At 56.0% G+C, this 26,058-nt stretch carries 20 protein-coding genes; 3 read left to right on the forward strand and 17 right to left on the reverse strand.

Features of this window, described 5'->3' with window-relative positions:
- Positions 1-257 precede the first annotated feature (257 nt).
- The 11 genes from KQI26_RS01660 to KQI26_RS01710 all read right to left on the reverse strand — a co-directional run bounded on the left by KQI26_RS01660 (position 258) and on the right by KQI26_RS01710 (position 16,728).
- A complete protein-coding gene (locus KQI26_RS01660) occupies positions 258-1,385 on the reverse strand; it encodes a zinc-ribbon domain-containing protein (RefSeq protein ID WP_216502896.1) in 1,128 nt (375 codons plus the stop codon).
- Positions 1,386-1,390: 5 nt separating this feature from the next.
- Positions 1,391-3,487, reverse strand: a complete 2,097-nt coding sequence (locus KQI26_RS01665; protein ID WP_216502897.1) for a sensor domain-containing phosphodiesterase — start codon at positions 3,485-3,487, stop codon at positions 1,391-1,393.
- A gap of 102 nt (positions 3,488-3,589) precedes the next feature.
- Entirely contained in the window at positions 3,590-3,778 is a 189-nt protein-coding gene (locus KQI26_RS01670) for a hypothetical protein (RefSeq protein WP_216502899.1), read from the reverse strand.
- 47 nt (positions 3,779-3,825) lie between these two features.
- Positions 3,826-4,029, reverse strand: a complete 204-nt coding sequence (locus KQI26_RS01675) for a hypothetical protein (RefSeq protein ID WP_216502900.1) — start codon at positions 4,027-4,029, stop codon at positions 3,826-3,828.
- 63 nt (positions 4,030-4,092) lie between these two features.
- On the reverse strand, positions 4,093-4,632 hold the full coding sequence (locus tag KQI26_RS01680; RefSeq protein ID WP_216502902.1) for a hypothetical protein: 540 nt from the start codon (positions 4,630-4,632) through the stop codon (positions 4,093-4,095).
- A gap of 12 nt (positions 4,633-4,644) precedes the next feature.
- Positions 4,645-4,971 (reverse strand): hypothetical protein, encoded by a 327-nt coding sequence (locus KQI26_RS01685; RefSeq protein ID WP_216502904.1) that lies wholly within the window; start codon positions 4,969-4,971, stop codon positions 4,645-4,647.
- Between the two features lie 127 nt (positions 4,972-5,098).
- A complete protein-coding gene (locus KQI26_RS01690) occupies positions 5,099-13,933 on the reverse strand; it encodes an S-layer homology domain-containing protein (RefSeq protein ID WP_216502905.1) in 8,835 nt (2,944 codons plus the stop codon).
- Between the two features lie 180 nt (positions 13,934-14,113).
- Positions 14,114-14,395, reverse strand: a complete 282-nt coding sequence (locus KQI26_RS01695; protein ID WP_216502906.1) for a hypothetical protein — start codon at positions 14,393-14,395, stop codon at positions 14,114-14,116.
- A 51-nt stretch (positions 14,396-14,446) separates the two neighbouring features.
- Positions 14,447-14,851 carry an Rrf2 family transcriptional regulator gene (locus KQI26_RS01700; protein ID WP_216502907.1) on the reverse strand — a complete coding sequence of 135 codons (405 nt, stop codon included), beginning with the start codon at positions 14,849-14,851 and terminating at the stop codon, positions 14,447-14,449.
- A 429-nt stretch (positions 14,852-15,280) separates the two neighbouring features.
- Positions 15,281-16,123 (reverse strand): tyrosine-type recombinase/integrase, encoded by an 843-nt coding sequence (locus KQI26_RS01705; protein WP_216502909.1) that lies wholly within the window; start codon positions 16,121-16,123, stop codon positions 15,281-15,283.
- Positions 16,124-16,251: 128 nt separating this feature from the next.
- On the reverse strand, positions 16,252-16,728 hold the full coding sequence (locus KQI26_RS01710; protein ID WP_216502911.1) for a hypothetical protein: 477 nt from the start codon (positions 16,726-16,728) through the stop codon (positions 16,252-16,254).
- Positions 16,729-16,922: 194 nt separating this feature from the next.
- On the opposite strand from KQI26_RS01710, the gene KQI26_RS01715 reads away from it, so the two are divergent.
- Together KQI26_RS01715 and KQI26_RS01720 are read left to right on the forward strand one after the other, a co-directional pair.
- Positions 16,923-17,405 (forward strand): hypothetical protein, encoded by a 483-nt coding sequence (locus KQI26_RS01715; RefSeq protein WP_216502913.1) that lies wholly within the window; start codon positions 16,923-16,925, stop codon positions 17,403-17,405.
- A gap of 22 nt (positions 17,406-17,427) precedes the next feature.
- A complete protein-coding gene (locus tag KQI26_RS01720; RefSeq protein ID WP_216502914.1) occupies positions 17,428-18,255 on the forward strand; it encodes a hypothetical protein in 828 nt (275 codons plus the stop codon).
- A gap of 136 nt (positions 18,256-18,391) precedes the next feature.
- On the opposite strand, the gene KQI26_RS01725 is transcribed toward KQI26_RS01720, so the two are convergent.
- The 6 genes from KQI26_RS01725 to KQI26_RS01750 all read right to left on the reverse strand — a co-directional run bounded on the left by KQI26_RS01725 (position 18,392) and on the right by KQI26_RS01750 (position 25,617).
- Positions 18,392-18,664 (reverse strand): HU family DNA-binding protein, encoded by a 273-nt coding sequence (locus KQI26_RS01725; RefSeq protein ID WP_216502915.1) that lies wholly within the window; start codon positions 18,662-18,664, stop codon positions 18,392-18,394.
- Between the two features lie 28 nt (positions 18,665-18,692).
- Positions 18,693-19,760 carry a stalk domain-containing protein gene (locus KQI26_RS01730; RefSeq protein ID WP_216502916.1) on the reverse strand — a complete coding sequence of 356 codons (1,068 nt, stop codon included), beginning with the start codon at positions 19,758-19,760 and terminating at the stop codon, positions 18,693-18,695.
- A gap of 13 nt (positions 19,761-19,773) precedes the next feature.
- Positions 19,774-20,646, reverse strand: coding sequence for a PepSY domain-containing protein (locus KQI26_RS01735; RefSeq protein ID WP_216502918.1), 873 nt, complete (start codon positions 20,644-20,646; stop codon positions 19,774-19,776).
- 221 nt (positions 20,647-20,867) lie between these two features.
- Entirely contained in the window at positions 20,868-22,931 is a 2,064-nt protein-coding gene (locus KQI26_RS01740) for a C40 family peptidase (RefSeq protein WP_216502920.1), read from the reverse strand.
- Positions 22,932-22,937: 6 nt separating this feature from the next.
- On the reverse strand, positions 22,938-25,271 hold the full coding sequence (locus KQI26_RS01745; RefSeq protein ID WP_216502922.1) for a VirB4-like conjugal transfer ATPase, CD1110 family: 2,334 nt from the start codon (positions 25,269-25,271) through the stop codon (positions 22,938-22,940).
- On the reverse strand, positions 25,264-25,617 hold the full coding sequence (locus tag KQI26_RS01750; RefSeq protein ID WP_186879130.1) for a PrgI family protein: 354 nt from the start codon (positions 25,615-25,617) through the stop codon (positions 25,264-25,266). The genes KQI26_RS01745 and KQI26_RS01750 overlap by 8 nt, the downstream gene beginning before the upstream one ends.
- A 101-nt stretch (positions 25,618-25,718) precedes the next feature.
- Between KQI26_RS01750 and KQI26_RS01755 the strand changes: the two genes are divergently transcribed.
- On the forward strand, positions 25,719-26,057 hold the full coding sequence (locus tag KQI26_RS01755) for a hypothetical protein (RefSeq protein WP_186879025.1): 339 nt from the start codon (positions 25,719-25,721) through the stop codon (positions 26,055-26,057).
- Position 26,058 lies beyond the last annotated feature (1 nt).

The raw sequence follows: 26,058 nt of genomic DNA on the forward strand, positions 1-26,058 counted from the left end.
GTTGGCAGCAGAGTCAGCAACAGGGCTAACGTGAGGAAGGTGCTCAAGATTCTTTTCTTCATAGTCATTCTCCTTTTTGTGGGTACTTCTATTCACGCGCGTTCCGCGCGGAAAATAGGAAACACCGGCGTTTTTTGCGGCCCAGGTGATGGCGTCCAATTCCCTCACCGTAACCGTTCCTTCATCATTGCGATACATAACATGCACCCCATTCCGTTCATTTTTCGCTGTATTTACCCGCTGGCGCTGTCTGCCGCTCATGCATCCGGGCGTTCAAGTTCCGCCATCAGGCGGTCATAGCGTCTTGTCCGCTCTTTATTCGTTTTCCCGGCGCAAACCGGGCAGCCGGTCGGCCGGTCCTTCTTTGTGCGCTTATAAGCACTGGTTTTCCATACGTGCCCATCCTCGCATTGCCACCACACCTTCCGGCAGCTCCCGTACACGATTCGCTCCGGTACCAGATCGCCGTTGAGCGTGGGGTGCCACTGCCTGCCAAGCTCCGGAAATCTGGTGGCAAGATCGTTGTAGCCTGCCAGTACCTTCTTGTTCGCGCAGTAGGGGCATCCGGTTCCGCGGCTTCTCGCGGAGATCGCCGCCTGAAAGGAATGGTTCCGTGGGCAGCGCCACCATGCTTTTTTGTTGCTGAAGGCCGTGACCTGCCGGGGTGTCAGCTCTTTATTTTTTTCGCTGTCCCATTGGGCCGCAAGCTCCGGCGCGACGGTCTCCAAATCATTGAAGCCATACCACGCCTTCATCCCCATGCAGTAGGGGCATCCGCGCTCCCCGCCACTTTGAAATCGGATGGGGGATCGCCAAAAGTGTCCCTTCTCGCAGCGCCACCACGCCTGCCGGGAGCTCCCGGCAGATACCCGGTCCGGTGTGTCGCGGCCATTGCGCTCCGGGTCCCATCTGACCGCCGCTGCCGGCGCCACAGTTTTCAGGTCGGTAATGCCGGGCGCTGTCCTTCCGGCGCAGACAGGGCAACCCTTGCCGGAATGCCGTGATTTGATCTCAGCTTGCCAGCTATGCCCCTTCCGGCACAGCCACCAAACCTTTCGGTGGCTGCCGGGCGTGACTTCCTCCGGCCGCAGCGGGGCGTTCTTTGTCGCATCCCACTGCGCCGCCAATTCTCCGTTTTGGGAGGCCAGATCATTGAAGCCCGGTATAACACGGCGTCCGCCGCAATAGGGGCAGCCTTTTCCCGCCGTCCTGGCGTAGACGGCGCTTTTCCAGCTGTGCCCCTTTTGGCACTGCCACCAGACCTCCCTTGTGCTGCCGTGGGAGACCGCTTGGGGCGTCAGATCCCCATTCAATTCCGCGTCCCATTCTCTCAGCAGGCTTTCGTTTCCGCTTTCAGCGCAAAAATCATAAAAAGATGTTCTCATGGTATTTAAGTATCATTCGTTCCCGTTAGCCGTTCCACCGGAGCGAAGCGCTTGAAAAACTCCTCCGGGGGCATGGGCTTGCCGATATAGTAGCCCTGCAAGCGGTCGCACCGGAGCGTTTTGAGCAATTCCATCTGCGTTTCCTGCTCAATTCCCTCGGCCACACAGGTCATGCCTAAACGGTGGCCCAATTCGATGAGGCCCGCCACCACGGTACGCTCCCGCTCACCGTGCTCGGCGCGGGAGATCAGGCTGCGGTCGATCTTGATAATGTCCAGCTGCGGCAGAAACAGCGTTTCCAGACAGGACGCCTCCGTGCCCATATCGTCCAGCGCCACGGAGAAGCCCCGCTCCTTCAAGGCGCTGAGCCGCTCGTCCATGACCTCCAGCTGCATCTTCTGGGACGGCTCCGTGACCTCCGCGATAATTTGCTTTGGGTCAGCGCCGGTATCGCGGAGGATCTCATCTACACGCTCCATGCAGTCCGGCTCACCGAGGGTTGCCTTTGAAAAGTTGACATTGAGGATCAGGTCGGGCCAGATGCTTTTCCAGCGGCGGATCAGTCCGCAGGCTTGGCGGAACATTTCGAGGTCCACCATGGAGATCATGCCGTACTGCTCCAGCGCGGAGATAAACTCCATGGGAAATTGCATCCTGCCCGCCGCGTCCACCTTGCGGACAAGCACCTCAGCGCCATAGACCTTTCCCTTTTCAATGCTATAAAGCGGCTGCAAAAATCCAATAAAGGTGCTCTCCCGGAACTCCCGCAGCAACCTATCAATATAGGCCGGACGCTCGCTTTGATCCCGCTCCGCGTAGTAGCGGTTTTTGTGTGCCCGCATGGCGGTTTCGGCCTCCGAAATAAGGTCGCCGACCTTCTCCTTCGTCCCCCATGCATGTCCAAAGCTGGCAAAGTCATTTTCTTCCTTGAGCTCGGTCTCCAGCCGCTCACAGGCCGCCGTAAAAGTCTCGAGGGAAACATCCGGCCACAGCACCACATACTCGTTGCCGCTGACGCGATACACATTCTTGTATCCAAAGCAGCTTTTGAGCATGGCGCAGGCTTTATAAACGATCCGATCCCCGTAGCGGTACCCAAGGCTTTCATTGATCCGCCGCAAACCATTGAGGTCAAGGCTGCCGATGCCCACCGGCCGTTCCGTGCCGCAGAGCCGATCCAGCGCCTCATCGTAGGCGATGCGGTTGTAGCACATAGTTGAAGGATCGTAGTACGCCTTCTGGCGCAGCTCCTCCATCAGCTCCCGCCGATGCAGCTCCCCCGCGGCCATGTAGGCGATCTTCTCCATCAGTTCCGGTGCGTCAACATTTTGCCGCAGGTTTTCTACGCACAGAAATCCATGCAGCTCCATGCCGTGGTAGACCGGTACGGCGATGAGGCTGTGAATGCCCTGCGGATGCAGCCAGTCGTACACAGCACGGCGGGCGGGGTCATCTCTTAGCGCGTCCACATCCGCGATTACACACACCGTCCGCTGATTGGACGGCTGAAGGGCAGAGAGCATCGGCTTGAGCAGCTCCATTGGGATATCCTGCATGAGCTCCTGCTGGGATACCACATCCTCCCGGCACACCTCATGGATTATGCTGGCAGTCCGGCGGTCAGCCGCAAATCTCAGCGCATAGGCCCTGTCCGCGTCGTAATACGCCCGCACCGTATCCATCACGCATTTGGCGTCACCGCCGCTGACCATCTGCTCCATGCAGCTTATGAGCATTTTTGCCGCGGTCAGATCGCTCTTCGCCGCGCTCAACTCCGCAATGTAGCGGTCTACGTCCGTCACAGTGCCCAAGCGGCACGGTCTGCCCTCGTACTCGATGAGCGTATGGCTCAAAAGCACATTGCCGAGATCCGGGCGCTCCCGCAGCCATGCCTGCCGCTGCTTTTGGGAGCTCGACCGACCCTGCGCGCAGAAATGGCAGGGCGATGCTCTGCCGCACAGGTGCGCGTAACACTTCGCTCCCGGCGTGGGCGTGCCAAAGCGCTGTATGCCGGTCTGATTTAGATATAGAAGTTCATCGGTCGTCTGATCGCTGACATAAACGATCTCAACCATTTGGTCTAAGATAGTTTGCAAATCCATACTCTGCTCTCCTTGATCATACGATCTTACGGCTTGACCGCCGCGTTGTATCTCGGTGTCTGGTCTTCTTCTCTAAACGCCTATCATGCGAAAGATAGGCGCTTAGAGAAGAAGGGAGCCGTTCGGCTCCCCCTGTGTGCCGCTGCCCGTTTGGCTATTAGAAGAAACATAGCGGGTATAAATCGTATTTTTGTTCTCGCCCTCCGCCATCACCGCCGTTGGCAGCATGGACAGCAGGAGCATGAGGCTCAGCAGCAGGGCGAGACCCCGCTTGTGGGGCGTTTTCTTCATATCGTATTCTCCCCGTATGGTTCATTTTTTTCTTCTTATCTGTCTTTCTACTTCTTCTTGCTTCTTGATAAACGGGCAGCCTCCTCATCCCGCTGTTTCTGTTTCATGGCTCTGTATTCGCAGAGGATATCAGCGAGCATTTCCGGCGTCACCTGTATGCGAAACTGTCCATAAGTCTGTCCGGCTTTTTGGGCCGCCCACGCCAAGGCATTCAGCTCATCCGCAGCCGTTTTTCCTATCTTGGTAACCACAGAGTCCTTCACCTCCCGATATCTCTGCTATCTTGGATGCACATTCTTCGCTGTACAGCACGCTTAATCCGTCTGCATTTGCAGCATTCGCAATACCTGCTTTTCTTCCCCCCAGAGGTCGTTTGCCAGGTATTTGAATGTCATGGTCGAGAGCCAGCAGTTCTCACCAATACGCTGATCTTTATTAAAGGGGCAGGTCATGACTGCCAGAACGATGCCCCACACCAGGCTGAGCGACGAATAGAGTTTCCCATCTCGGAAGATCATCATCTGCCCAGCGTTTTTCCATATCACAGCAGGGGATTTCCCATCTGCCGCAGTTTTCAGCAGGTCGAGCAGGATATCCTCCATCGGGATACAGACCTCCGACTCCTTCCGAGGTACAATATGCAGTCCCGGCGCTGCAACTGTACCTAACCATGTCCCTAAAATTATCTCCATGCGATCGTGCAGGAATCGTCTGCATTGTACATCCCCATCCAACGCACTATCATATACGCCTGATGCGGTGATCCGGACGGCACTGTATAGCTCTGCCAATGCTTGATCGACCATGCCTCGACCCATGTGATCAAACACATTTTGTATTTTTATTCCAACCATATGGTTCATTCCTTATTTGACCTTTCTTGCAATATAGACCTTTTGCTTATCCTTGGTAGGGAGCACTGTGATCGTCCACAGTCGTTTGCCTCCCTGCTTCGGCTTTCGGCTGCGGAACATGAGAGTGCTCTGCACCTGCATGGGCTTGCCTTTTTTCGTACACTGTATGATAGCCCGCCCCATAAAGGGGATCTTAACATCCTGCCACCCAATAACAGTACCGAGTGCATCGAATTTTGGTGCGTTCTTTTCCGTATGTTTCCAGGAAAAGAGAAAGACCGCTGCCGCACCGACCAGCAAGCCAAGTGCGATCAAAAGGATGATTTGTAATAGTGTCATATGGGATGCCTCACATTAATTTTTTACAGAATGAAATTCTTCTCTAAACGCCTATCATGCGAAAGATAGGCGCTTAGAGAAGAAGGGGAGCCTTTCGGCTCCCCTCCTTTACGTCGGGGATACTACCTTACTTCAAGCTCTTCCAAATTTCCACGCCCTCGGCATCATAGCCGTGATCGTGGGCAACGGACGCCTCGATGATCTGATAGTAGGCCCAGTGGGTGGGCGCGACGTCCCGGTAGGGATTCGTCACGTGCTCGTCCACATACGCCCGGTCCGCGGCAGCGCCCAGCATCCGGTTGATGATGGTAGCCGCCTGTGCGCGGGTGATCACATCGTAGGGACGGAAGCTGCCGTCACCCATGCCGGTGACCCAGTCATAGCTGGCAGCCGTAGTGACTGCGGTGTAATACCAATCCTGGGCATTGATGTCCGAGAAGGGGTTCTCCACCGTGCTGATGACCTTGGCGAAGCGAGTTGCGATCACGCAGAACTCTGCGCGGGTGATCGGACGATCCGGGTCGAAGCTGCCGTCACCGATGCCGCCCACGATGCCGAGGCTGCCAAGGGTATTGACAGCGGTCGCGTACCATGCGTCGTCAGGAACATCCGTGAAGTTCACAGTAATCTTCACATTGTTGTCCTTGAGCAGACGATAGAAGATCTGCGCGACCTGTGCGCGGGTGACCTTGTCCTCCGGCCCGAACAGGCCGTTGCCGTAGCCGGTCATGCTGGTGGTGTGCTTGTCGGTCCGCAGCCAGTTGGCGATGCCGGTCTGGGTGGGATCGTTGGGCTTCGTGCCGGGAGTAGGCTTGGTATCCGGCTGCGTGGGGTTGGTGGTGCCGCCGGCAGAGCCGCCAGAGGAGCCACCGCCACCGCCAGAGGAGCCGCCGCCACCACCGGAGGAGCCGCCGCCACCACCGGAGGAGCCGCCGCCGGTATTGCCGCCGGTCGCCAGCTTGTCGTAGGTGAAGGTGATGGTGTACTGGCTCAGATTTTCGCTAAGCTTGCCGGTGATGGTCTGCGTCTGGTCGCCCTTCGGGGTATAGCCGTCGATGCTCACATACTTTACGGTTTTAATCGCGTTTTCCTTGAGCAGCAGAATCGCAGGCGTATGAAGATCTCTGCCGCTGCCATCCACATAGCGAATGGTATAAGCCAAAGTCACAGTGCCGTCCGGTTCAATAATCGAGCCAACGGGAACCTTGACATTTTCCGGCGTCTTGCCCTCAAACTTCACATCAGCGCCGTTGGGGTCGGTGATGGTCACATTTCCGGTGGTTTCGTCGATCCGGCCCGCAGGCTTACCGCCGTTGGGCTTCACGATGATGTCGTCGCCGCCGCCAATGGTGCCGTCCTTACCGGGGAGCACGATGGTGCCGTCCGGCTTCTGGATGGGCTTCTTGTTGGCATCCTCATCCTTCGAGCCATCGGGCTTGATGATCGAAGGACCGGTGACCTCGCCGCCGTCCTTGTCCGTCACCTTGCTGCCGTCCGGCACAAAGACGCTGCCGTCCGGGTAGACATTCACTTCGCCCTCGATGACCTTGATGGGATTTGCGTTTGCAGGCTGCTTGATCCCACTGCCGGTGGGGGCCGTAATAAAGCCGTTTCCGGGAACCAGAGGCGGTGTTCCGCCAGCAGGCGGTTTCACCGTGACATCGTCGCCGCCCTCGGGCTGACCGTCCTTGCCGGGGAGTGTTGCAACGCCAGTGTTCGCATCGAGCTTGTAGAGGATCGCGTACAGCGTCAGCTTCTCCCCGTGTTTCAGTGTTACCGTTGCCTCATTCGCATAGAAGGCTGCATTCTGGGAGGCCGCCTTTGCGGTGCTCCAGCCCATAAACTTCCAACCTGTCGGCGGAGTAAATGCGTATGCATTCAGTTTGCCGGTAAGGATCTCGCCGGTTGTGCCGGTGAGCGTCTGGGTTGCAGCAGGATCATTGTGGTTGGACTCAAACGTAATCTCCGCCGAGTAAGTGGTGGGGATCGGTGTGCTGTCCTTCCACTGTGCCCGGAGCACCATATCCTTTGTGGGGGTAATCGCGCTGTTCTCCGCCACTTCCGCATTGGTGGTCACATCGAGCCAGGACTTGAACTCCTTGCCGGAGGGAGCAGTGAACTCTGTACCGGGCAGTGTGGTGGTCTCCGCATTTTTTTCGACCACCTTGCGGACGACATTGCCGCCGCCGCCGTTGGGCTCATAGGTCATGACCACATACTTCTCTGTGACAACCGCATCCGGGAACTTATCCTCCGGCTTGACGGTCGTTCCGTCGGGCAGCTTGATCGTGCCGTCGGGGTAAACGATGCTTCCCTCGGGGACCTTGATGTTTTCCTTGCCCTGATCCGGCTTCGCCGGGTCGATGGGACGGGTGACTGTACCCTCGTCGCCCTTGACTTCAACGCTGCCGTCCGGCTTCTTGGGGCCGTCCAGCGTGCCGCCGTTGCCGGGGGTCACGATGATGTTGTCCTTGTCATCCGGCGCGGGGATCTTGTTATCCTTGCCGGGCAGCTCGATGGAGCCGTCGTTGTTCTTCTTCGCCCACTGGGCATAGAAGGTCACATTTCCGGTGAGGCCGGTAATTTCCGCATCCTCATCCAAATTCGTTCCGCCCACGCCGTTCTCCGCCGTGCTCCAGCCGGTAAAGGTCATGGTGCCGTTGGTGAAGGGGTTGAAGATGGTGCGGATGGTCTCATCGTTTCGATAGATGTTGATCTGATCGTCGCCCACGCCGCCGTTGGCCTTGTAGACCACAGCGCGGTAGCCGACCGGCACTGCGTCGGGCAGCTTGTCGCCGGGGGCGATGGTGCCGCCGGGGCCGTCCGGAGTGGTGGGCAGAACGATGCTGCCGTCGGGCTTGATGACCGTGCCGCCGGGGACCTTGACCTCTTCCTTGCCCTGATCCGGGTTGGTCGGGTCAATGGGGCGGGTCACGGTGCCTGTGCCGTTCTCCGGAATCTTGATGCTGCCGTCCGCCTCCGGGCCGGTGATCGTAGTGCCGGTTCCCGGCTTGACGACCACATTGTCCTTGTCATCCGGCGCGAGGATCTTGTTATCCTTACCGGGCAGGACGATGGTGCCGTCCGTGCGGCCGTAATGGATCACCAGTGTGTCGACGTCCGCGGTCGGGGTGATGGTGACGGTATTGCCGGTGACATCCGCTGGAGTACTGCCGTTCAGCTGATAGGTTTTTGCCTGATAATCGCCAAAGGTCGGGACATCAATGCTGTTTTCCTGATCCTTGCTGACCTTGATGATCTTTTCCTCTGCCAGCGGATTGTTGTTGTGCAGATACTTGACCTTCAGGTCATACTGATACTCCGCCGCGGTGGTCTTCTGATAGTAATATGTGATTTCCTTATCAGCGTCCCAACCGGTGAGTTGGATGCTTCCGTTGAAGCCGGTGGGCAGCGTTGCTGCCGTGCCGTCGCCCGCGCCGGTGATGCCCACCAGCGTGTAGCCTGCCTTGTTGGGCGGGGTCAGGGTCAGACTGTCGGTCGTCGGAGTGCCGCTGCCGTTGGTTTTATTCACCTCATGGGTGGCGTAAAGCTCGGCTTGAGCGTCGCCTGTTTTAGTCTTGACCGTAACCGTGACGAAGTTCGGCTCATAGTAGAAGGTCTTTTCCGTTGCATGGGTGGCTTCCACCGACAAGAGGTGGGCGATATCCTGACCGGTGCGCAGCTTGTACTTGCCGTTCAGGATGTATTTCGGCGGGGTGATGGACACCTTTTCGCCGGCCACTGCCTGGAAGGAATACTCATTGAGGGGCATGCCCTTATTCTGGTCATCGGTGCCGGAGTTGTATTGGATGACAACGGTGCCGCTGGCCTTGGGAACATACATAAAGTAGACCTTCAGGTGGTCGTTTTGGTCCGCTGCATCCGCCACCTCGTAGTACTTGCTGTAGTCATCCCGCAGTGCCCAGCCGTTGAAGCTCTGCGCCACAGCCTTGTAGGTCTCGCCCACGCGGGCCTTTTCCGGGATGACCGGATTCAGGTCGGCGATGGTGTAGTTGTCCACAGTGCCGTCATTGATCACCGCGTCCAGCGTCTTGCCGGCCGCGTCCAGCTGGCTCTTATCCACTGCAACGAAGTCCACATCGCGGGTCTTCTTGGTGTAGCAGACGGTGTAGGTTTTTGATACTGCGAGAGTAGTGCTATGCGTTATTTCGGGGTTAGTATCGCTATTGAACGGGTCTGTTGCCAAGTTGCAGGGCGCAAATGTATAACCCAAGTCGCTGAGATCCAGTGCATTGCCCTGTGTTTTGGGGTTATAGGTTTCATTTATTCCAGCCTGAATGAGCTGGATCGTCTTCTGGCTCGTCACAGCGCCGCTTTCGTCGAGCTCAACCTCGACCAGCTTGAACATGAGGTCTTTTTCGCCGACATATTTGAAGGTAACCTCATTCGCTCCCGCCTTTAGCCCTCCATCAGCAGCCAGTCCGACAGTTTGGAAGGTAGGTTCACCGGGTGCCAGCGCGTGGCCATCAAGCAGGGGTGCCATGACCTTGATGTTGGTCTGTCCTTTTCGGTAGCCGGTCAGCGTCACTTTCTTAGAGTGTTGATCCGGTTCTACGGTACAGTTCTGCTTGATTACGATCTGCGCCGCGTCCTCCTCGAAGTGGTAGATAATGGTGGCGTCGACCAGGTCGGTCACCTGATTCGGATCGTAGGTTTCGTGTCCGCCCACCTCATAGCTGATGTCAGTGAAGGCATAGCCGGGGAGGGTGTATTTGACATCATCCTCCTTGTACTCCACTTTTTTGCCCGCGCCGGTGCCCCTGGGGATCAGCTTGCTGTAAGAGTACACCTCATGGTTTGCTCCTTGCTTCATCACCGTGAATTTGATGGTGTGGGTCACGAAGCTGGTGCTGCTCTTGGGTTCATAGTGGAAGGTCAAGGTTGCGTTGCCCGTCAGGCCGCCCCAAGAAACCGTTACCCTCTGCTTGTCGCCCGGCTGGGTCGCACTGCTGGTCAGATCGGCGCTCACCGGGTCATAGCCGTCGATGTGCGGCGCCTGGATCGTCACGCTCTCGCCCTTCTTGAGGAGGTATTCGACCTGATAACCGCTTGGCTTTGTCAATTCGCTCTCGGTGCCGCCGACGGTGGCTTTGCCGACCAGCTTGACCGTGACGGTCTTTTGGGTGCCGTCCAGTTCATACTGGAATGTCACGGTGTCATTGTCAGGATTGCCGTTGGGGGTGACATTCTTGGTCGCATCTGTACCCGTCTTGATCTTGTATCCGTCCAATGTCGGTGCCGGTATAGGCAGTGTCACGTCCTTGACCGCCGGAAGCGTATAGCTATGGAACACCTGGCCATCATACTCGCAGTTGACCGTCACAGTGGCGTAGCGCTGATCATCGTTCTTCTTATACCAGAAGATGACCTCCGCGTCCGCGTCGCCCATGGTGTAGCTCGTGGGATTGAGCTCTGTGGCCGCGGTGTAGCCGGCTACCGCTGTGATCTCCGTCGCGCCGAAAGTATAGGTCTTGCCGGCGGGCACATTGGTGATCTCCTGCGCTGCGCCTGTGATCGCCTGTTTGCTGTCCACATCCTTCTTCACAACGGTCAGCTTGTGCTTGTTGCGGGTGTAGGTGTAGGTGACGGTCACATCGTCCTTGCCGTTGTAGGTATCGGCAGAAGCCGTGCCCGCACCGGTCAGCGTGTAATACGGGATGGTGAACAGGTCATTTGCCTTGTCCGTGGTCTTAACGACCGTACCGCCGTTGTTGATCGTTTCGGTCTTGGTGGCCAGCACCCCGCCGTCCGCATCCACGGCCTTATAGGTCACATTGCCCTTGGACTTGAGGTAGTAGAATATGATCGTATCATTCTTGGCGACCGCGTCGATGATGCCGTTCGCGGGGACCGCGCTCTCGGTGTCGTACCCGGCGATGTCCGGCTGGGGATAGTTGAAGCGCGTCCCGATCTCCGCGGGGACCGTGATGTCGTCGAACACCTTGTCCGTCGTGCCCTTCAGATAGCCGTGGATGGTCACATTGGTCATGTTGTACTCATAGAGGAACTCCACCGTGCGGATCTTATCCTTCGTCATCGAGCCATGGATCTCCGTCAGAGCCACCACATCGGTGTCATTGCCCTGGTCATCCTTGACGAACGCGGTAGGCTGACCGTTGACGCGAACGCCCACCAGCTTGTAGCCCGTCCAGGCGCTGGCCTTGATGTTGTCCTCGGTGATGAGGGGCGTATAGGCCCGCTGGCTGGTGTACAGAGGCTCAGCATCGGGATCCACCGCGCCGTGCTCATCCTGCACCCGACCATAGATGGTGACCAGCGTCAGATTCGCGTCCTTCGGGCTGTACTTCAGCGTATACTTGCCGTAGTCCTTCACGCCGCGGACCATATCGCAGTCCTCATTGGCGGTAAAGAAGCTCCCGTCCATGGTCTTGTCATAATGCAGATTGGTCTGCGTGAAGCCGTGATAGTTGCCCAGCACCGCAGTATTGTAGGAAAGCTCAGAGCTTACGGCATAGAACTTCACCTGATCAAAGCCGCCGTAGGGATCGGCCAGCAGAGTGCCCGCGCTGATATCGGCAGCATTGTAGCCGTCCAGATCCCAAGCAAAGCCGACCTTCTGGGGGCCGGGGTTGCCCTGACTGTCCAGCAGCGGACCATAGACGCCGTCGCCCTCGGGCTTGGACTTGATCAGCTTTTGGGTACCGCCGGCACCGCCGACCGTTTCCCACCATTCCGTGCGGAACTGAATGTCGAAGGTCCGGTAGATGTTGTTCACGGTCAGTCCCTTGACCAGCTTCGCATTCATGCCGTTGGACTTATACTCGATCTGCACCCAATAGCGGCCATTCTGGTTGATGGACAGGCTGTAAACCTTCTCTGTCGCAACTGTCAGCGTACCCTTATTGCCATCCGTAATTTGGCCGTATCTTTCGTCAAATTCCCCCTTATTTCCCGTATCCGTGGGGCCATATTCCGTATCTTCATGGTCCTTTATGGTCTCGCGGAACCACTTAATAGACTGGATCGGCTGATCCACCTCATCCATATCAGAGGTATCCACCTGGATTTTCACCGGGTATTCGGTATCCTTCGTGAAGTAGACCTTGTCCGTCTTGTCGGCGGTCACCTTGACGGAAACACCGATCATCACGTCCTGCTTGTTGCCGTTGTTTTCAGCAACAGTAAACGTGACAGGACGATCCTTCGGGATCGCGCCCAGCGTTGCATGGTTGACCGCCTTCTGCGTGAGCGTATACTCACCGACGGGCAGCCAAAGAACCGCCTTGCCGTTTTCCTCCGAAACGGTCTTATAGGTATATGCCACCTTGCTACCGCCGCCGGGAACCTCTACATTGACATTAGCGTCCTTGATCTTGGAGTCCTTTTCCAGATCAAAAACCGTCAGCTCCACGCGGTACAGCGGATTGTTGTTCTTGTCCGTGGGTTGGCCATTGGTCAGGTTTCCGCTGCCATTCGACATAAAATCCACGTTGTTGCTGGAACCAGTGATGGTCAGCGTACCGTCAGCGCCGTTGGCGTTGGCGGCAGCCTGTGTGCCAGCCGCACCGCCGTTGCCGCCGGGGCCTGCCGCTTGGCTGTAATAAGCCTCCGCATTATTGCCATACCAGTGACCATAATACTGATTTGACCAACTATTGGATCCACCCTTTGCGTACCAGAAATATGCATAGGTACTGGATTCACCATTCGTCCGTGTTCCATTACCCTTTGTACCGGCTGTGCCGACACTGCCGCCGCCAAAGCCAGTATAGCCATTCGACTGGACCTTGCCGCCAGTGATACTCAGCGTTCCGCCAGCGCCACCAGTACCGCCAGTACCGCCATGGCCACCTTCACCGTTGCCGCCAGCGCCGCCGAAACCAGGATACCAGTACACATCGCCCCAACCGAAGTGATTCGCTACCGTTGTATTTTGGTTGCCAACTTTGGCACCACCAGAGCCACCGCTGCCGCCGTTGCCGCCGTTGCCGCCAGCACCGCCGCCGATACCGGCAGCGCCGTTCTTGCCTTCTGCGGTCACAGTGCCGCCCTTGATAGCAACAACACCGCCATTGCCGCCAGCACCGCCATTACCGCCGTTACCGCCGGCACCGCCGCCGCCAGCACTGCCAGATGCACCGCAGTCCGTTCGCTGATTCCTGTATGTGCCTGTATTCCATCGACGAACGGCCTGCCCTTCCGTACCGCTGCTGCCGTTTGTGCCGACTTCACCATTTTGGCCATCGCCGCCACGGCCGCCGCCGATACCGGCGCCGCCTTGACCACCAACAGCATTCACTGTACCGGCATTTATAGTGATGGCACCTGCATTTGTTGCGGATTGACCGTAAAGTCCACCCTGACCGCCAGTTCCCTTTGTGCCAGCTTGGCCCTTAATGTCGGCCACATCCCATGCACCAGCAGAGCCGTTGTCTCCATCCGCGCCTTTCGCGCCGCGCTCACTGGTGTATCCCAGGGTGGCCGCGCCGCCGATGCCCGCACCGCCGTAGCCGCCGGTGACGGACAGTGTGCCGGTGCCGGTTTCGCCAGAAACGCGGTCAATGATCAGCGAAGCGCTTTCCGGCACAAGGATACCGGCCGTCTTGCCGCTGTTGTCCGCGGTCAAGTTCGTTGCGGTACAGGTCAGCACATTGGTCGTGTTGTCCTTCACCACAAGGATGACCTTTGCGCCATCCGCCAGTTCGATGGGGGAGGTGGCTGTTGCGATGGTCACGCCGTCCAGCACCAGCACAACCTTATCCGTCGCGGTGATCTTCACCGGGTTTTGGCGGGTACCGCTGATCTTGTAAACGCTGGCAGTTGTGACAGGGTTCGCATCATCGCCCAAAGACTGCGCGCCGGTGATGACCACGCCGCCGCCCGCCGCGTTCGCCGCGAACGCGGTCGTAACGAGAGTGCTTGGGACGAGGGAGATTACCATGGTCAGCACTAAGAGCCATGATAAAAGTCTTTTTTTCATATCGTTTTAACTCCTTTTTTCTTGCGTTTTCATGGTTCAACTGTGGTCAAGTGGGTGCCCGCACCTCATATCCGAGGGAGCGCACGTCATACCTTGCCTGAATGGGGCGCGTTTCATCCCACCATCGGGACGGCGCGTCCAACATCGGCAGGATCGCAATGACCTGTGCTTCGTATCTCATCATCCATCACCCCCTCTCGGAAAAGCAAAACGCCGGACCGGCCGAGGGCCTGTCCGTACTTTTCCCGCAGTGGCGGGGAGCATGTTATTCGGCGGAGCATTGCTCCACTTCTTTGTCAAGGTGCAGGGCGGTTTCGCCGGATGCTCCGGGGGATCGTCCTCCGCGATGCGGAGATAGATACGGGCGCGTTGGCTGGTGTAGTGCTGCCCCAGCAGGGCACAGCGCCGCGCCGCACAGGCAACGGCATGCCGATCCCGAATCTGCTTGTCCTCTCGGTACATGGTCCTCACCTCCTTCTTTCTCTCTGCGGATGGTGTGTGTTATGTGACTCGTTATTCGTCGCTCAGGAGCTTCGCGATGGTCATCTCCCGAAACGATCGCTCTAATTTTTCCTGTTCTCTCAAGAAGAACCTGTGTACGCTGCAAGATACCGTCCCCTTGCGGGAGCAGAAGCCGTCCGGCTCCAGGCAGCGGTTGATGCGGGTCGTGCCCTCCATCAGGTTGACGATCTCGTGGAGGGAGATGTCCTCCGGCCTGCGCCCCAGCGCAAAGCCGCCGCCCGTGCCCCGCTGGGTGGTGAGGATGCCCGCCTTTTGCAGCGGCTTGGCCAGCGTGGCGATCACCGACCGGGGGATGCCCATCTGACCGCTGATCTCGCTGCTGGTGGCAGCTCCGCCCTTGACGGCGAGATGCAGCACGATCCGTATGGCATAGTCGGTGGAAACTTTCAGCTGCATGGTTCGCTCCTTTGGTGTCGGATGAAGTGAAGATAGATGGCATACTTTCCTATCTATCCGTTCAAAAAAATAAGCTCGGTGCGCCCGGCATTGTGAAAAACAACAGAATCAGCATTTTGCCGCTAAACAACGAACGCGCCGTTTGACCGGCGCGGAACTAAATCAGCATTTTGTGATTTGATTACATCCACTCTCCGGCATTTTTCCGCACATAAATGAAATTCTGCGCTTTTTGAGCCTTCAAAAACTGGTCAAAGAGCGCAGAAACAAGACCTACAAAGCGATGAATTTTTGTAGGTCTTATCGTCGTGCCTATCTGCATGACAGGTATTGATTTTTGCCTATATCTATGGTACGATACAAGCAAAACAGATAGATAATTGTCGAGCATTTTGCCGGGGCTAAATCACAAAATGCTGATTTAATTGCCTACGAAACAAGCCCCAGCCGATCTAATTGCCGCTGCTGCTCCGCCCCGCTGACCATCAGGTAGATGCGGGTGGTGTCGATGCTGGAATGACCCAGCATATCCGCCAGGCGCACGATGTCCCGGCAGGCGCGGTAAAATGTCGTGGCGAACAGGTGCCGCAGATTATGCGGGAACACCTTGGTCGATTCTACCCCAGCCGCCTTGCACAGCCGCTTGAGCTCAAACCACACTTGCCGACGAGTGATCGGCCGTCCGCTTTTGGTGAGAAAGATCTCACCGGAGGCGGTTTTTTGCTTTTTGGCATATTTGAGCAGCTTGCGGCACAGCTTGGCGGGCAGCAAGATCGTGCGGATCTTGCCCTTGAGGGTGATGGTGGCCCGTCCCGCCAGCGCCGCCTCCACGGTGATATACCGCAGCTCGGACACGCGGATACCCGTGGCGCACAGGGTCTCCATGATGAGGGCGAGGCGTTCCTGCCCACTCTCCCGCGCGGCGGTGAGCAGGCGGTCGTATTCCTGCCGGGACAGCTCCCGCGCCGGATCACGGAACAGCTGGTGTTGAATCTTCAGAAATTTGACTCTGATAGACCAGCCCATAAACGCAAAAAAGCCGTTGATGGCGGACAGCATCGCATTGATGCTGGTCGGCTTGTAGCCGCGCTCCAACAGGTGCGCTTTCCAGCGCGCGGCGTTCTCTTTTGTCACGCCGCGCCCGTCCAGCCAGAGGGCGAAGACCGTCAGGTCGCGGGTGTATTTGGCGATGGTGCCGGGGCTGCGTTCCTCTGCGCGAAGATGGTCGGCGTAGGCGGTGATGTGTTCGGCGGTGATGATGTTGTTGTCCATGTGGATACCTCCTGATTGTGGTATCCTCAGTTTACTCCGGCGGGGGGATGTTGCCCGGAATTTGTGGAGAAAATGAAAAAACGCCCTATGGACGGGGGTTCGTCCATAGGGCGTTGGGAAGTTATGGGTTAAGGTTTATCTTTGGGAGAGCTGTCCGCAGCTTCAAGTTTGAGATCACCTTTTTTAGGCTTGTGCTCGTTATCGTATATCTTTCGATCTGAGCTATACTTTTTGCTTGCAATCAAGTTAATACTGAAATGTTCTACTGCTAAAATGAGGACTACCACAATTGCAACATAAATTAAGACGCACCAAGGCGAGATGCAAATATCCGTCATGAATATAGTCAGTGCATATCCTATGGCCAGATTAGCAAAGGTGGCTATATTGCGATATACATTTTGGGCACTCTGCTGTAGATCCTCTTCCGGAATCATTGTAAAGGGGCCACCTTCATCGAATCCACCAACATAGGAACTGGCGTGGTTATCAAAACAGCCCTTCACCACATTGGCATCGCATTTCCCGATACACCACAGAAGCAAGAGTAAAGCACCTGCAAGCTGAAAGGCATAGGACAAAACTGCAATAATAGTAGCACACATAAGTTTTCCCTCCTTTACGCCAAGTTTACCACATTCGGTTCAATTACGGTAGGGATATGAGCCATTGAAAAATAGCCAAAAATGGTGTATTCTAAATTAAAAATAGAAGTGTTGCTCGTTTGGCTGACCAGTCAACGGTTGTGCGCTGCAACACCTCATAAAACCAATTTCATAGAGTGGGGGTGGCTGAGAATATGCCTCAAAAGGAGCAAAGGACACAACCGCAAGACAAAACAATAAAATCACAGCCAAATGAAAAGCATCTCGAATTTTTGCAAAATAACATTGCCAGAATGAATCAGTGCTCATTCCAGATGAAGGGATGGGCTATCACGATTGCATCAGCTTTGATTGCAGTTTTTGTATCAACGATTTCAGACGAGCATCCAGGCAGCAAAATCTATTTGATGGCTGCTATTGCTGCAACCATTCTTTTCTGGTGTTTGGACTCGCTTTACCTGTCTAAAGAACGTCGGTTTATTGGAATGTATAACGATTTGATAGGAGTCGGAAATGGCACAAAGCAACCAATCATCCATCTTAAAGAATTTGAGATCCCCATGGAAAAATATGCCGGCTGGCAATATGGTATTCTCCGGGCGATAGTTTCACCATCGGAGATTTTGCTCTATGGAGCAATTATTGCGGGCTTAGGTTACTTGTATAGGGCAGTATAAATACAGCAGCAAGGAGAAATCTATGTACACAAAATTCAATTATTCTCCAGCCGGATCATTTTATAACCGGGTCATAAACCCATGCTTGGAACATGGTCGCGCTATATACAAAAAGCATGAGGATGAGGTCCATGATTGCCTTGCACAGTACATTACAGAGGACGGTGTTATCAACGGTACCGCGTTAAAGAAGCATTGGTTTTCTATTTCTAAAAAAGATGTGTTTATTTCGCATTCTCACGATGACATCAGCAAAGTAATAGCATTTGCCGGTTGGCTCCACGATTCCTTTGGTTTAGAAGCGTTCATTGACTCGTGTTCTTGGGGATACTGCGACGATCTGCTGAACAAAATAGATAAAAAATACTGCTATAATTCTAAAACCAGCACCTATAACTACAATTTGCGAAATTACACGACAAGCCATGTACATATGATGTTGTCTACGGCGTTGACCGAAATGATATACAAGACAGAATGCATCATCTTTTTTAATACGCCACAGTCAATCAACATGGCTTCAGAATTGGATAAAATCAAAAAGAACAGCAAGCAGTCAACGATCTCCCCGTGGATCTATCATGAATTGTCTATGACTACTATGCTCCAAGTTGTAGAACCGCGTAGATCAAGAGCAATCTTGGAACATCGTGATCACATTGATTTTGCACAGTCCGCACATGATGAGAGACCAAAAATCGAATATGATGTGACAAAGGCTCTGGGCGAAATGAAAACGCTTTCGGACGGTCAATTACAGCAATGGTACAGTGAGCACAATAGGAACCCCAATATTCCACCTGAATATGCATTAGACGAACTTTATAGAATTACTTTTCCAAATAAGTAACTGCACCCTGGATTCATCCTCATCTTGTAATAGAATTATTTTCCCACCAGACATAATTCTCGGTGCTATAGAGATGTTCTCACCGCGTGAATAAAAAGGACTCGCCTCGAATGATTCGAGACGAGCCCTTTTTATTTCACCGAGCAGCGTCCTTCAGACCCTTTCCAGGTTTGAACGCAGGCACCTTCGCCGCGGCGATCTCGATGGTTTCGCCGGTGTGGGGGTTGCGGCCCTGACGGGCGGCACACTCGCGCACCTCAAAGCTGCCGAAGCCGGGGATCTGTACCTTGTCGTTTTGTTTCAAGGTCTCCTGCACCGTGCTGAAAAAGGCGTTCAGCACCTGCTCGGTGTCCTTCTTACCCACGCCTGCGGCTTCTGCGGCCGCCGCAATCAGTTCCGTTTTGTTCATGTTCTCGTTCTCCTGATTCGTTTTTTGTTCAGTCGTAGATGGATTCCATGTCCCATTCGATGATCGCGCCGGTAGTTGCGTCGATGGTGAAGTCATACTCCATCGTGCCATAGCGGATCTCGCCCTCGTACTCCCAGCGGCCATCGTCAAAGTCCAGCTTGAACTTGTAGATATTCGCAGCCGTCGCGCCGGGGACGCGGGACAGGGCGGTCTGCTTTGCCGTGGCCTCGCTGATCTTCACATTGGCGTTGGTGTTCGTGTTCTGGGTCGGGGTGTAGTTCTCGGCGTCGTAGTCGTAGCTGACGATCTTGCCGGTGGCGGCATCGATCTCATAGTCGTACTCGGTATAGCCGGTGCCGCCGCTGACGATGAACTCGATCTCATAGACCTTGCGCCCATTCTCCCAATCCTGCTGTGCCTTGACGAACTGCACCTGCGAAGCGGTCTTGCCCGCGTGCTGGAGCGCGGTCTGCTTCGCCTGCTCCAGCGTCACGCCGCCGGTGGGCGCGGACTGGGAAGAATTGTTGGTGTCAAAGTCGGTGACATCGCCGCCGGAAGCCGTGCTGTCCAGACGGACGGTTTGGGTGGCTCCGTCCCAGCTCACGCGCTTGCCCATGATCTCACCAATGGCGCGGAGGGGCAGATAGATGGAGCCGTTGTAGATTGCCGGATCGATCTTCGTGCCGTTGGCATTCACAAAGGTACGCTCGGTGCCGTCGATGACGATGTGGTACTCCGGGCGCAGGGTGAAGGTCACATCCGTGCGCTTCGCCGCCGTGTCCGGCGTTCCGGTCACATTGCCGGTGGTGCGCGTCCCGCTGAGAGAGGCGGTGCCGGTGGCGCCGTCCCAGTTCACATTCTTGCCCATCAGCTCGCCCACGGCGCGGAGGGGAATGTAGGTCGTGCCGTTGTAGATAATGGGATGGACTTCCTTTCCTTGCGCATTATAAAAGTCACAGGTAACGCCGTCGATGCGGACGGTCACATCCGGACTCAGGGTCGCGGTCACATTGGTGGCGGCAAAGGCGCTCACCGTCAATGCGGCGGACAGCGCCATCGCGCAGGCAGTCGTTTTGATAAGTCGATTCTTTTTCATGTTCGGTTCCTCCTTAGCGGTTCAGTGCCTCGGCGTCCCATTCTAATACAGCGCCGGTGTTCGCGTCGATGGTGAATTCGTACTCGGTGCCGCCGTAGATGATCTTGCCCTCATACTCCGGGCGGCCATCGTCGTAGTCCAGTTTCCACTCATAGATGTCCTTTTCCGTTGCGCCGGATACGCGGGCAAGGGCTGTCTGCTTTGCCGTCGCCTCGCTGACGGTGGTGCTGCTGCCGGTGCCGACCACGGTCTTTGCCTCGTAGCCGGAGTTGACGATCTCGCCGGTAGCCACAGCGATCTCATAGTCGTACTTCGCGCCGTTTGCGTACCATTCGATCTCATAGACCTGGCGGCCATCGTCATAGTCCAGCTTGGACTTGGTGATGGTAGCATCCGCCGCCTTGACCCCAGCGTGAGTCAAGGCGATCTCCTGCGCCTTGGCCTCGTCCACCGCGCCGGTGGCGCTGCCCGTGTTGGGCGTGTTTGTCTGCGCCGGAGCCGTTGTGACCGCACCCACATTGGGTTTCGTGGTGCTGGGCTGTGTTGTGGTCGTGCCCGTGCTGCCGTCCGGGAGTGCAGCGGCACCGGCCTGTTCGTGATAGCTTGCCTCCAGCACCTCGCCGCTCTCGGCGTTGATGGAGTAGGCGTAGTCATAGCCGCCCGCAGAAAAATCGACTTTATAGCAGGTGATGCCCGCAACATCGTCCAGCGTGGTTGCGGAGAAATTCGCGTCTGCCGCTTCGATGTTGGCAGCGTCCAGCGCCGCCGTCTGTGCCTGCTCCATGCTGATCTTCGCCGCCTGATCTGCCGCAGGCGTATTACCACATCCGGCCAGCGCCGCCGCAAGCAGGAGCGCTGTTCCTGTCAAAAGCCATTTTTGTTTCATGGGGAAAACCTCCAATCTTGAGTATTGCGTGAAGTGTAACAGATAGAAACATACTGTGTCAATAGGGAAAACAAGATTTGATGAGAAAAGAACCTCCGTATCCGATGCCATGATATGTCATTCTCCACCCGTCCGCTTTCGCTTTATCGTTTTAGTTTAGTAAAGCATATAAGCAAAAAAATACAGGGACTCATAGAAAAGTTTCCATGAGCCCCCTTGATCTATTCCCCGTAATACTCCGGTCTGCCGATCGTAGTGAAGCCAATCTTTCCAGTCACCACCACATTATTGGAGCTGCTGGCGCAGTGGATGATGAGGATATTTCCGCTGCTGTCGAAGCCGCATACAATCCCCACATGACTGTCGCCAGGGTAAAAGACGAGGTCGCCCGGCTTGGCATCGCTCCAGCTGATGGGTGTGCAGTAGCTGTGCTGGGCAGAGGCGCCGCCGCCATGGCCGATGATATAGCTGCCGCCAGACTGGTTGTAGAATACCCAATCGACGAATCCCGAACAATCTAAGCCGAACGGGCGCACGGTCCCGCTGCTGGAGCTGCCTGCCGCTGTCACCTCCATAGGCGTTCCCCAGCGAGAGTCCCATCCAAGCACAAGGCTCTTTCCACCCCAGAAGTAATTGACCTTTCCCAAGAGCTGATACGCAGTCAATACCACCTGCTTGCGTTCCTCGCTGAGATCGGCGGGGAGCTTTTTGATGATCTCCTGGATCTCCTCCGGAGACAGGTCGATATCCTGATAACTGCCGGTAAGCGCCATGAACAGCTCCTGATACTCCGGCTGCATCAGTTCCTCCAACAGCTTGCGCTGCTCGGTGTTGAACCGATACTCGTCCGCCATTTGCAGATGATCCTTGACTGTGACAGTAATGTGCAGGATGACGGTATCGCTTTCATCCTCGTCGCCCGAGATGGTTTCCACCCAATATGAAATGGCGTTCATGTCCCAGAATATCTGCCGCAGGATGTCCAGCTTTTCTTCCGTCAGCGTGGCGACTTCATCCGGCGAGGTATCATCCGTAGTCGTCCGTACAGCATAGATGGCCAGCACATCCCGCCAGTTAGCGATCATCGTCGCACTGCCGGCGTTGTCCATATCCAATTCATCATGCGGGTTCTCCGCTTTGATCTGCTCGATCCGGTCAGTAAACTCTCCATTCAATGTACGGACAGCTTCCGGCATGGTATAGCCGGTGCCGCTGTCCTCACCAGAGAATAAAATGCCGAAGGGTGATGCGATCAAAAGCCCTATGAGGCAGATCACCAGCACCATAGACACCACCATACTGCCACCTGCCATCATGGCTGCAAGCAGACTGCGGGCGGCGGCGAGGATCGCGCGAAGCGCCCTGCCCGCCGCCTGCGCGGTCTTCTGCACCGCGGTTTGCGCCGCCTTTGCCGTTTGCTGATATCGTGCCGCCTGCGCGGCGGCTTCCTTGGCGCTCTGCACTGCGCCTCGCGCTGCGGCGGACTGTGCGGCAGCCCGGGTCGTCTGATCGGTCAATCGTCCGATGCCCCGGCTGGCCACACGGATCTTCTGCACGGAATGTTCAGCCTGCCCGTCTTTCTTCAAAAGCGCTTTTTGAGAGACTTTCGGTAATGGAATGTCGGTCCTCTCTTTAATACTTTTGTGTGAAAGATCCTCCGCATTTTGCGCTGTACCGATCGTTTCCGAAGTGCCGAGACCTGATGATGTATTCCGAAGCCGTCTGTTCTGCTCCGTCTGCCGAAGCCTCGTCTGCCGCATCGCCTTGCGCCCCTGTTCTCGGACGAATGCCCGCTGTCCTTGCCGCTGCGGCTCCGGTGCTGCTGTGACACTGGTTTTCGCCTGTGTTTCGATATAGGTGTCCTTCGTCTTGACGGCTGCCGCTTTCTGCATCGCAGCGCGACGCGCTTGTGCCTGGGGCGCTGCAGCAGGCGTTTGGGTCTCTACAAACTCTGTATCTTTGGTTCGGATGATGGGGCTTTCATTCCTGCGTGCATCCGGTGCTGACGCGCTATTCCGGGCGGGATCGCTCGGCTGCTCTGTGGCTTTCTGCTTGCGCTGTTTCAACAGTTCCGCGGCGGCTCGCTTGGAGCCGCTGACCGCGGTATCCTCGATATCGTCGCCGCCGTACTCATCCCGGCGTCCTTGCTGCGCTGTATCCCGGAGCTGGGTCCGCAGGCGTTCAGCACCGTCATCCAGCCCCTTGTGCAGCAATTCCTTTGGCGCGGAAACTACTTTTTCTTTGATACGCTCAGATCGCGCCGGTTTTTCCTTGATCTTCTCCATATTGGATCACGATGCCAGGTCCGAGGGTTTCGTGGTCATCATCTGGTACAGTTTGTTCTTGGGGAAATGATCCACGAAAGGCACAATGGCGCTGCCGCACTTGATGAGGCCGCGGCCGGAGTCTACATTGGTGATGTAGGAGAGCTGGTTGTCTGAGATGTTCAGCAGACGCGCCAGTTCCTCCCGATCCGTCGCCGCCTGATTCAACAGGACGAGGAACTCGGAGTTTGCCAGCATGGTCCTTGCCGTGTGGGACTGGAGTAGGTCCTCGATGTTCTGACTGATCCCGGTGCCGCAAGCCTGATACTTTCTCATACGCTTCCAGAGTGTGAACAGGAAATTGGCACTATACTCATGCTGGAACAGCAGGTAGATCTCGTCGATATAGATCCAGGTGTTGCGCTTCAGCCCGCGGTTGCGGATGATGCGGTTGAAGATGCTGTCCAGCACTACCAGCATACCTACCGGCAGGAGCTGCTTGCCAAGATCCCGGATATCATAGCAGAGGATGCGGGCGTTGGTATCCACATTGGTGGGCTTGGCAAAGGTGTTCAGACTGCCCTCCGTAAACAACTCGATGGCCAGAGCCACATCGGCGGCCTCCTTTTCCGGCTGGCGGAGCAGCTCCGCGTGGAAGTCCTGCAGGGTCGGAGCCTGCCCCTGATACCCGCCGCGGATATAGTCCCGATAGACCTGGGCGGTGCATCGGTCAATGATGGACTTTTCCTTGGCGGACAGCTTCCCGGCGCCGATGAGCTGCTCACAAAGAGACAACAGGAACTCGGATTTCAGCACCACAGGATTCTCGCCATCACCGTAGCCCTGCTCCATATCCATGGCGTTGATGTGGTTGGGCGAGGTGGCGGAAATGTTGATGACCTGCCCGCCAAGACCTTCTACCAGAGGACGGTACTCGGCTTCCGGATCGATGATGATGATATCGTCATCAGTAGACAGCGCCAGCGACACCATCTCCTTCTTGGCACTGAAGGATTTGCCGGAGCCGGAAACACCCAAGATGAAGGCGTTGCCGTTGAGCAGCTGTTTCCGGTCTGCTACGATGAGATTTTTGCTGATGGCATTCTGTCCGTAGTACACGCCGCCCCGGTCCCAGATCTCCTGCGCCTTGAAGGGCATCAGCACGGCCAGCGCCTCAGTGGTGAGCGTGCGGAGGGCATCGATGCGGCGCAGACCAAGGGGCAGCGCCGTCACCAGACCATCCGCCTGCTGCCAGTTCAAGGTAGTGAGTTGACAGAGGTGCTTGCGCGCCGTGGACTGGAGCAGCTCCGTGTCACTGTCCAGTTCCTCTTTGCTGTCTGCCAGATGCACCAGCGTCACTACGGCAAACATCATCCGCTGATCACGGGAAGTAAGATCGTCCAGCATCTCACGGGTCTCCTTGCGCTGCTGCTCCAGATCATAAGGCACCACAGCGGAGAAATTGTTGTTGCTGTTCTGCCGGCGCTGCCAGTTGGTCACATTGGTCTCCACGCCCAGCAAGCGGTTCTGCATCTCCCGTACCGCCTCGTCTGTGGGAACGGGGATGATGTCGATGGACAGCATGAGGCTGCGATTCAGGCTGGTCAGCTCGTTGATCATGGAGTCTTTGATGTAGCTGGCGTACTCCTTCAGGAACAGCACCCGGCCATACTTATTGCCCATGACAAAGTGATCCTTTTTGTATTCCATGCTGTCCGGGCAGATGGCATCCTTGAAGAAACGCCCATTCTTCATGCAGTCCGCCAGATCCAACCGGAACTGCGTTTCCTCGCCGACCCGATAGAAGTCGTGGAGGATGCGGAGCCTCTCCACAGCGTCCAGTTCCTCGCAGCGGGAGTCCATATGGTTCAGGCGAGAGACCGCGTCGCCCATCGTGCGGTCGAAGAAGGTGCGCGCTTCCTCGATGTTCTTCTTGTGTGCGGACAGCGTGATGTACCTCTCCTGCACGACACTGTTGGAGGAGTCGGTCACCTTGTCCAGCAGCATGGCATTGTACTCTGCCCGTCCGCCATCCAGAAAATCTCCCTGGGGTGGGATGAGGATCTCCTGCTCAAAATTGTGGCGGTTGATCCGCTTGTTGTTGATGGTGATCTTGGTGGTGGAGCCGGTATCCAGTGCGTTCAGCAGCTCGGAGTAGCTGAGAAACATCGCCGTCTTATCCTCCTTGGAGGCGATGGCATAATTGATGTCGCTAAAACGCATCGTTTTAGAATACTTGCTGCCAAATTGAAAGATCCCATCCGGCCAGAGACGGCGGATGGGAATGATGTCTTGTACGGATCTCGGCACCTTGAACCGTTCTTTGTCCTGCTTGAGTGTGGTTTGCAGAGTTTTAATCAAGTTTTAGCGCCTCCTTCATCGATGTGTGTTCCATCAGTTTTGCATATATATTTTCCGATTTGAACACAAGCCGTTTTGGGGTGAGAAATTCTGAGCGAAAAAACGCCAATAAAAATTGTTCCAGATTCATGCCGTTGTACTGGAAAAAACCGCCCAAGGCAAATGGGAACGCGGCCAGAATGCAGACCCAGCCGATCTCGCCGTTTCCCAGCACCGGGCGCAGGAAAAAGTAAACGACAACTGCCACAGCCACCGCCAGCAGCGCGAATAGGAATTGCCGCAGGGACAGTCCGAAAAACAAGCTTTCCTGATAATTGCGTACTTCTTTGTTGATGCGTACCTCCAATGTACCACCTCCGATATCTTCTGAGTTTTCCCGAACAGATACTTGCTTTTTCTGTCCGTTTATGTTACCATCTGCCAAACTTGATAAGGAGGTCATGGCAAATGATGTTTTGGATGATCGGCGCAGGACTCGGCGTCCTGGCGCTCCTGTTCCGCCTTGCCGCACTGACCCGGCTGACGATCCCGCTGCTGTACACGGTGTCCATGCTGACCGTTTTTCACGGCTGGTATCAGACACATACGGCGTTGGCGGACAATATCCTGTTCGTGCTGGTCGGTCTGGTCGTTCTGTCCTGGCTGTTTTCTTTGTTAGGGCGGGTCTGGAGCTTCATTCAGGAGAAGCAGGATGACCGCGCCGCCGTAGAATATTTCAAATATCGCGTCCGCAAGGCAAGAGAGAACGGCGAGGACACCATCAGCACCGAGGGGCTGTGGCGTTGAA

It is taken from the genome of Intestinimonas sp. MSJ-38, from assembly GCF_018917925.1.
Lineage (GTDB): Bacteria > Bacillota > Clostridia > Oscillospirales > Butyricicoccaceae > Pseudobutyricicoccus.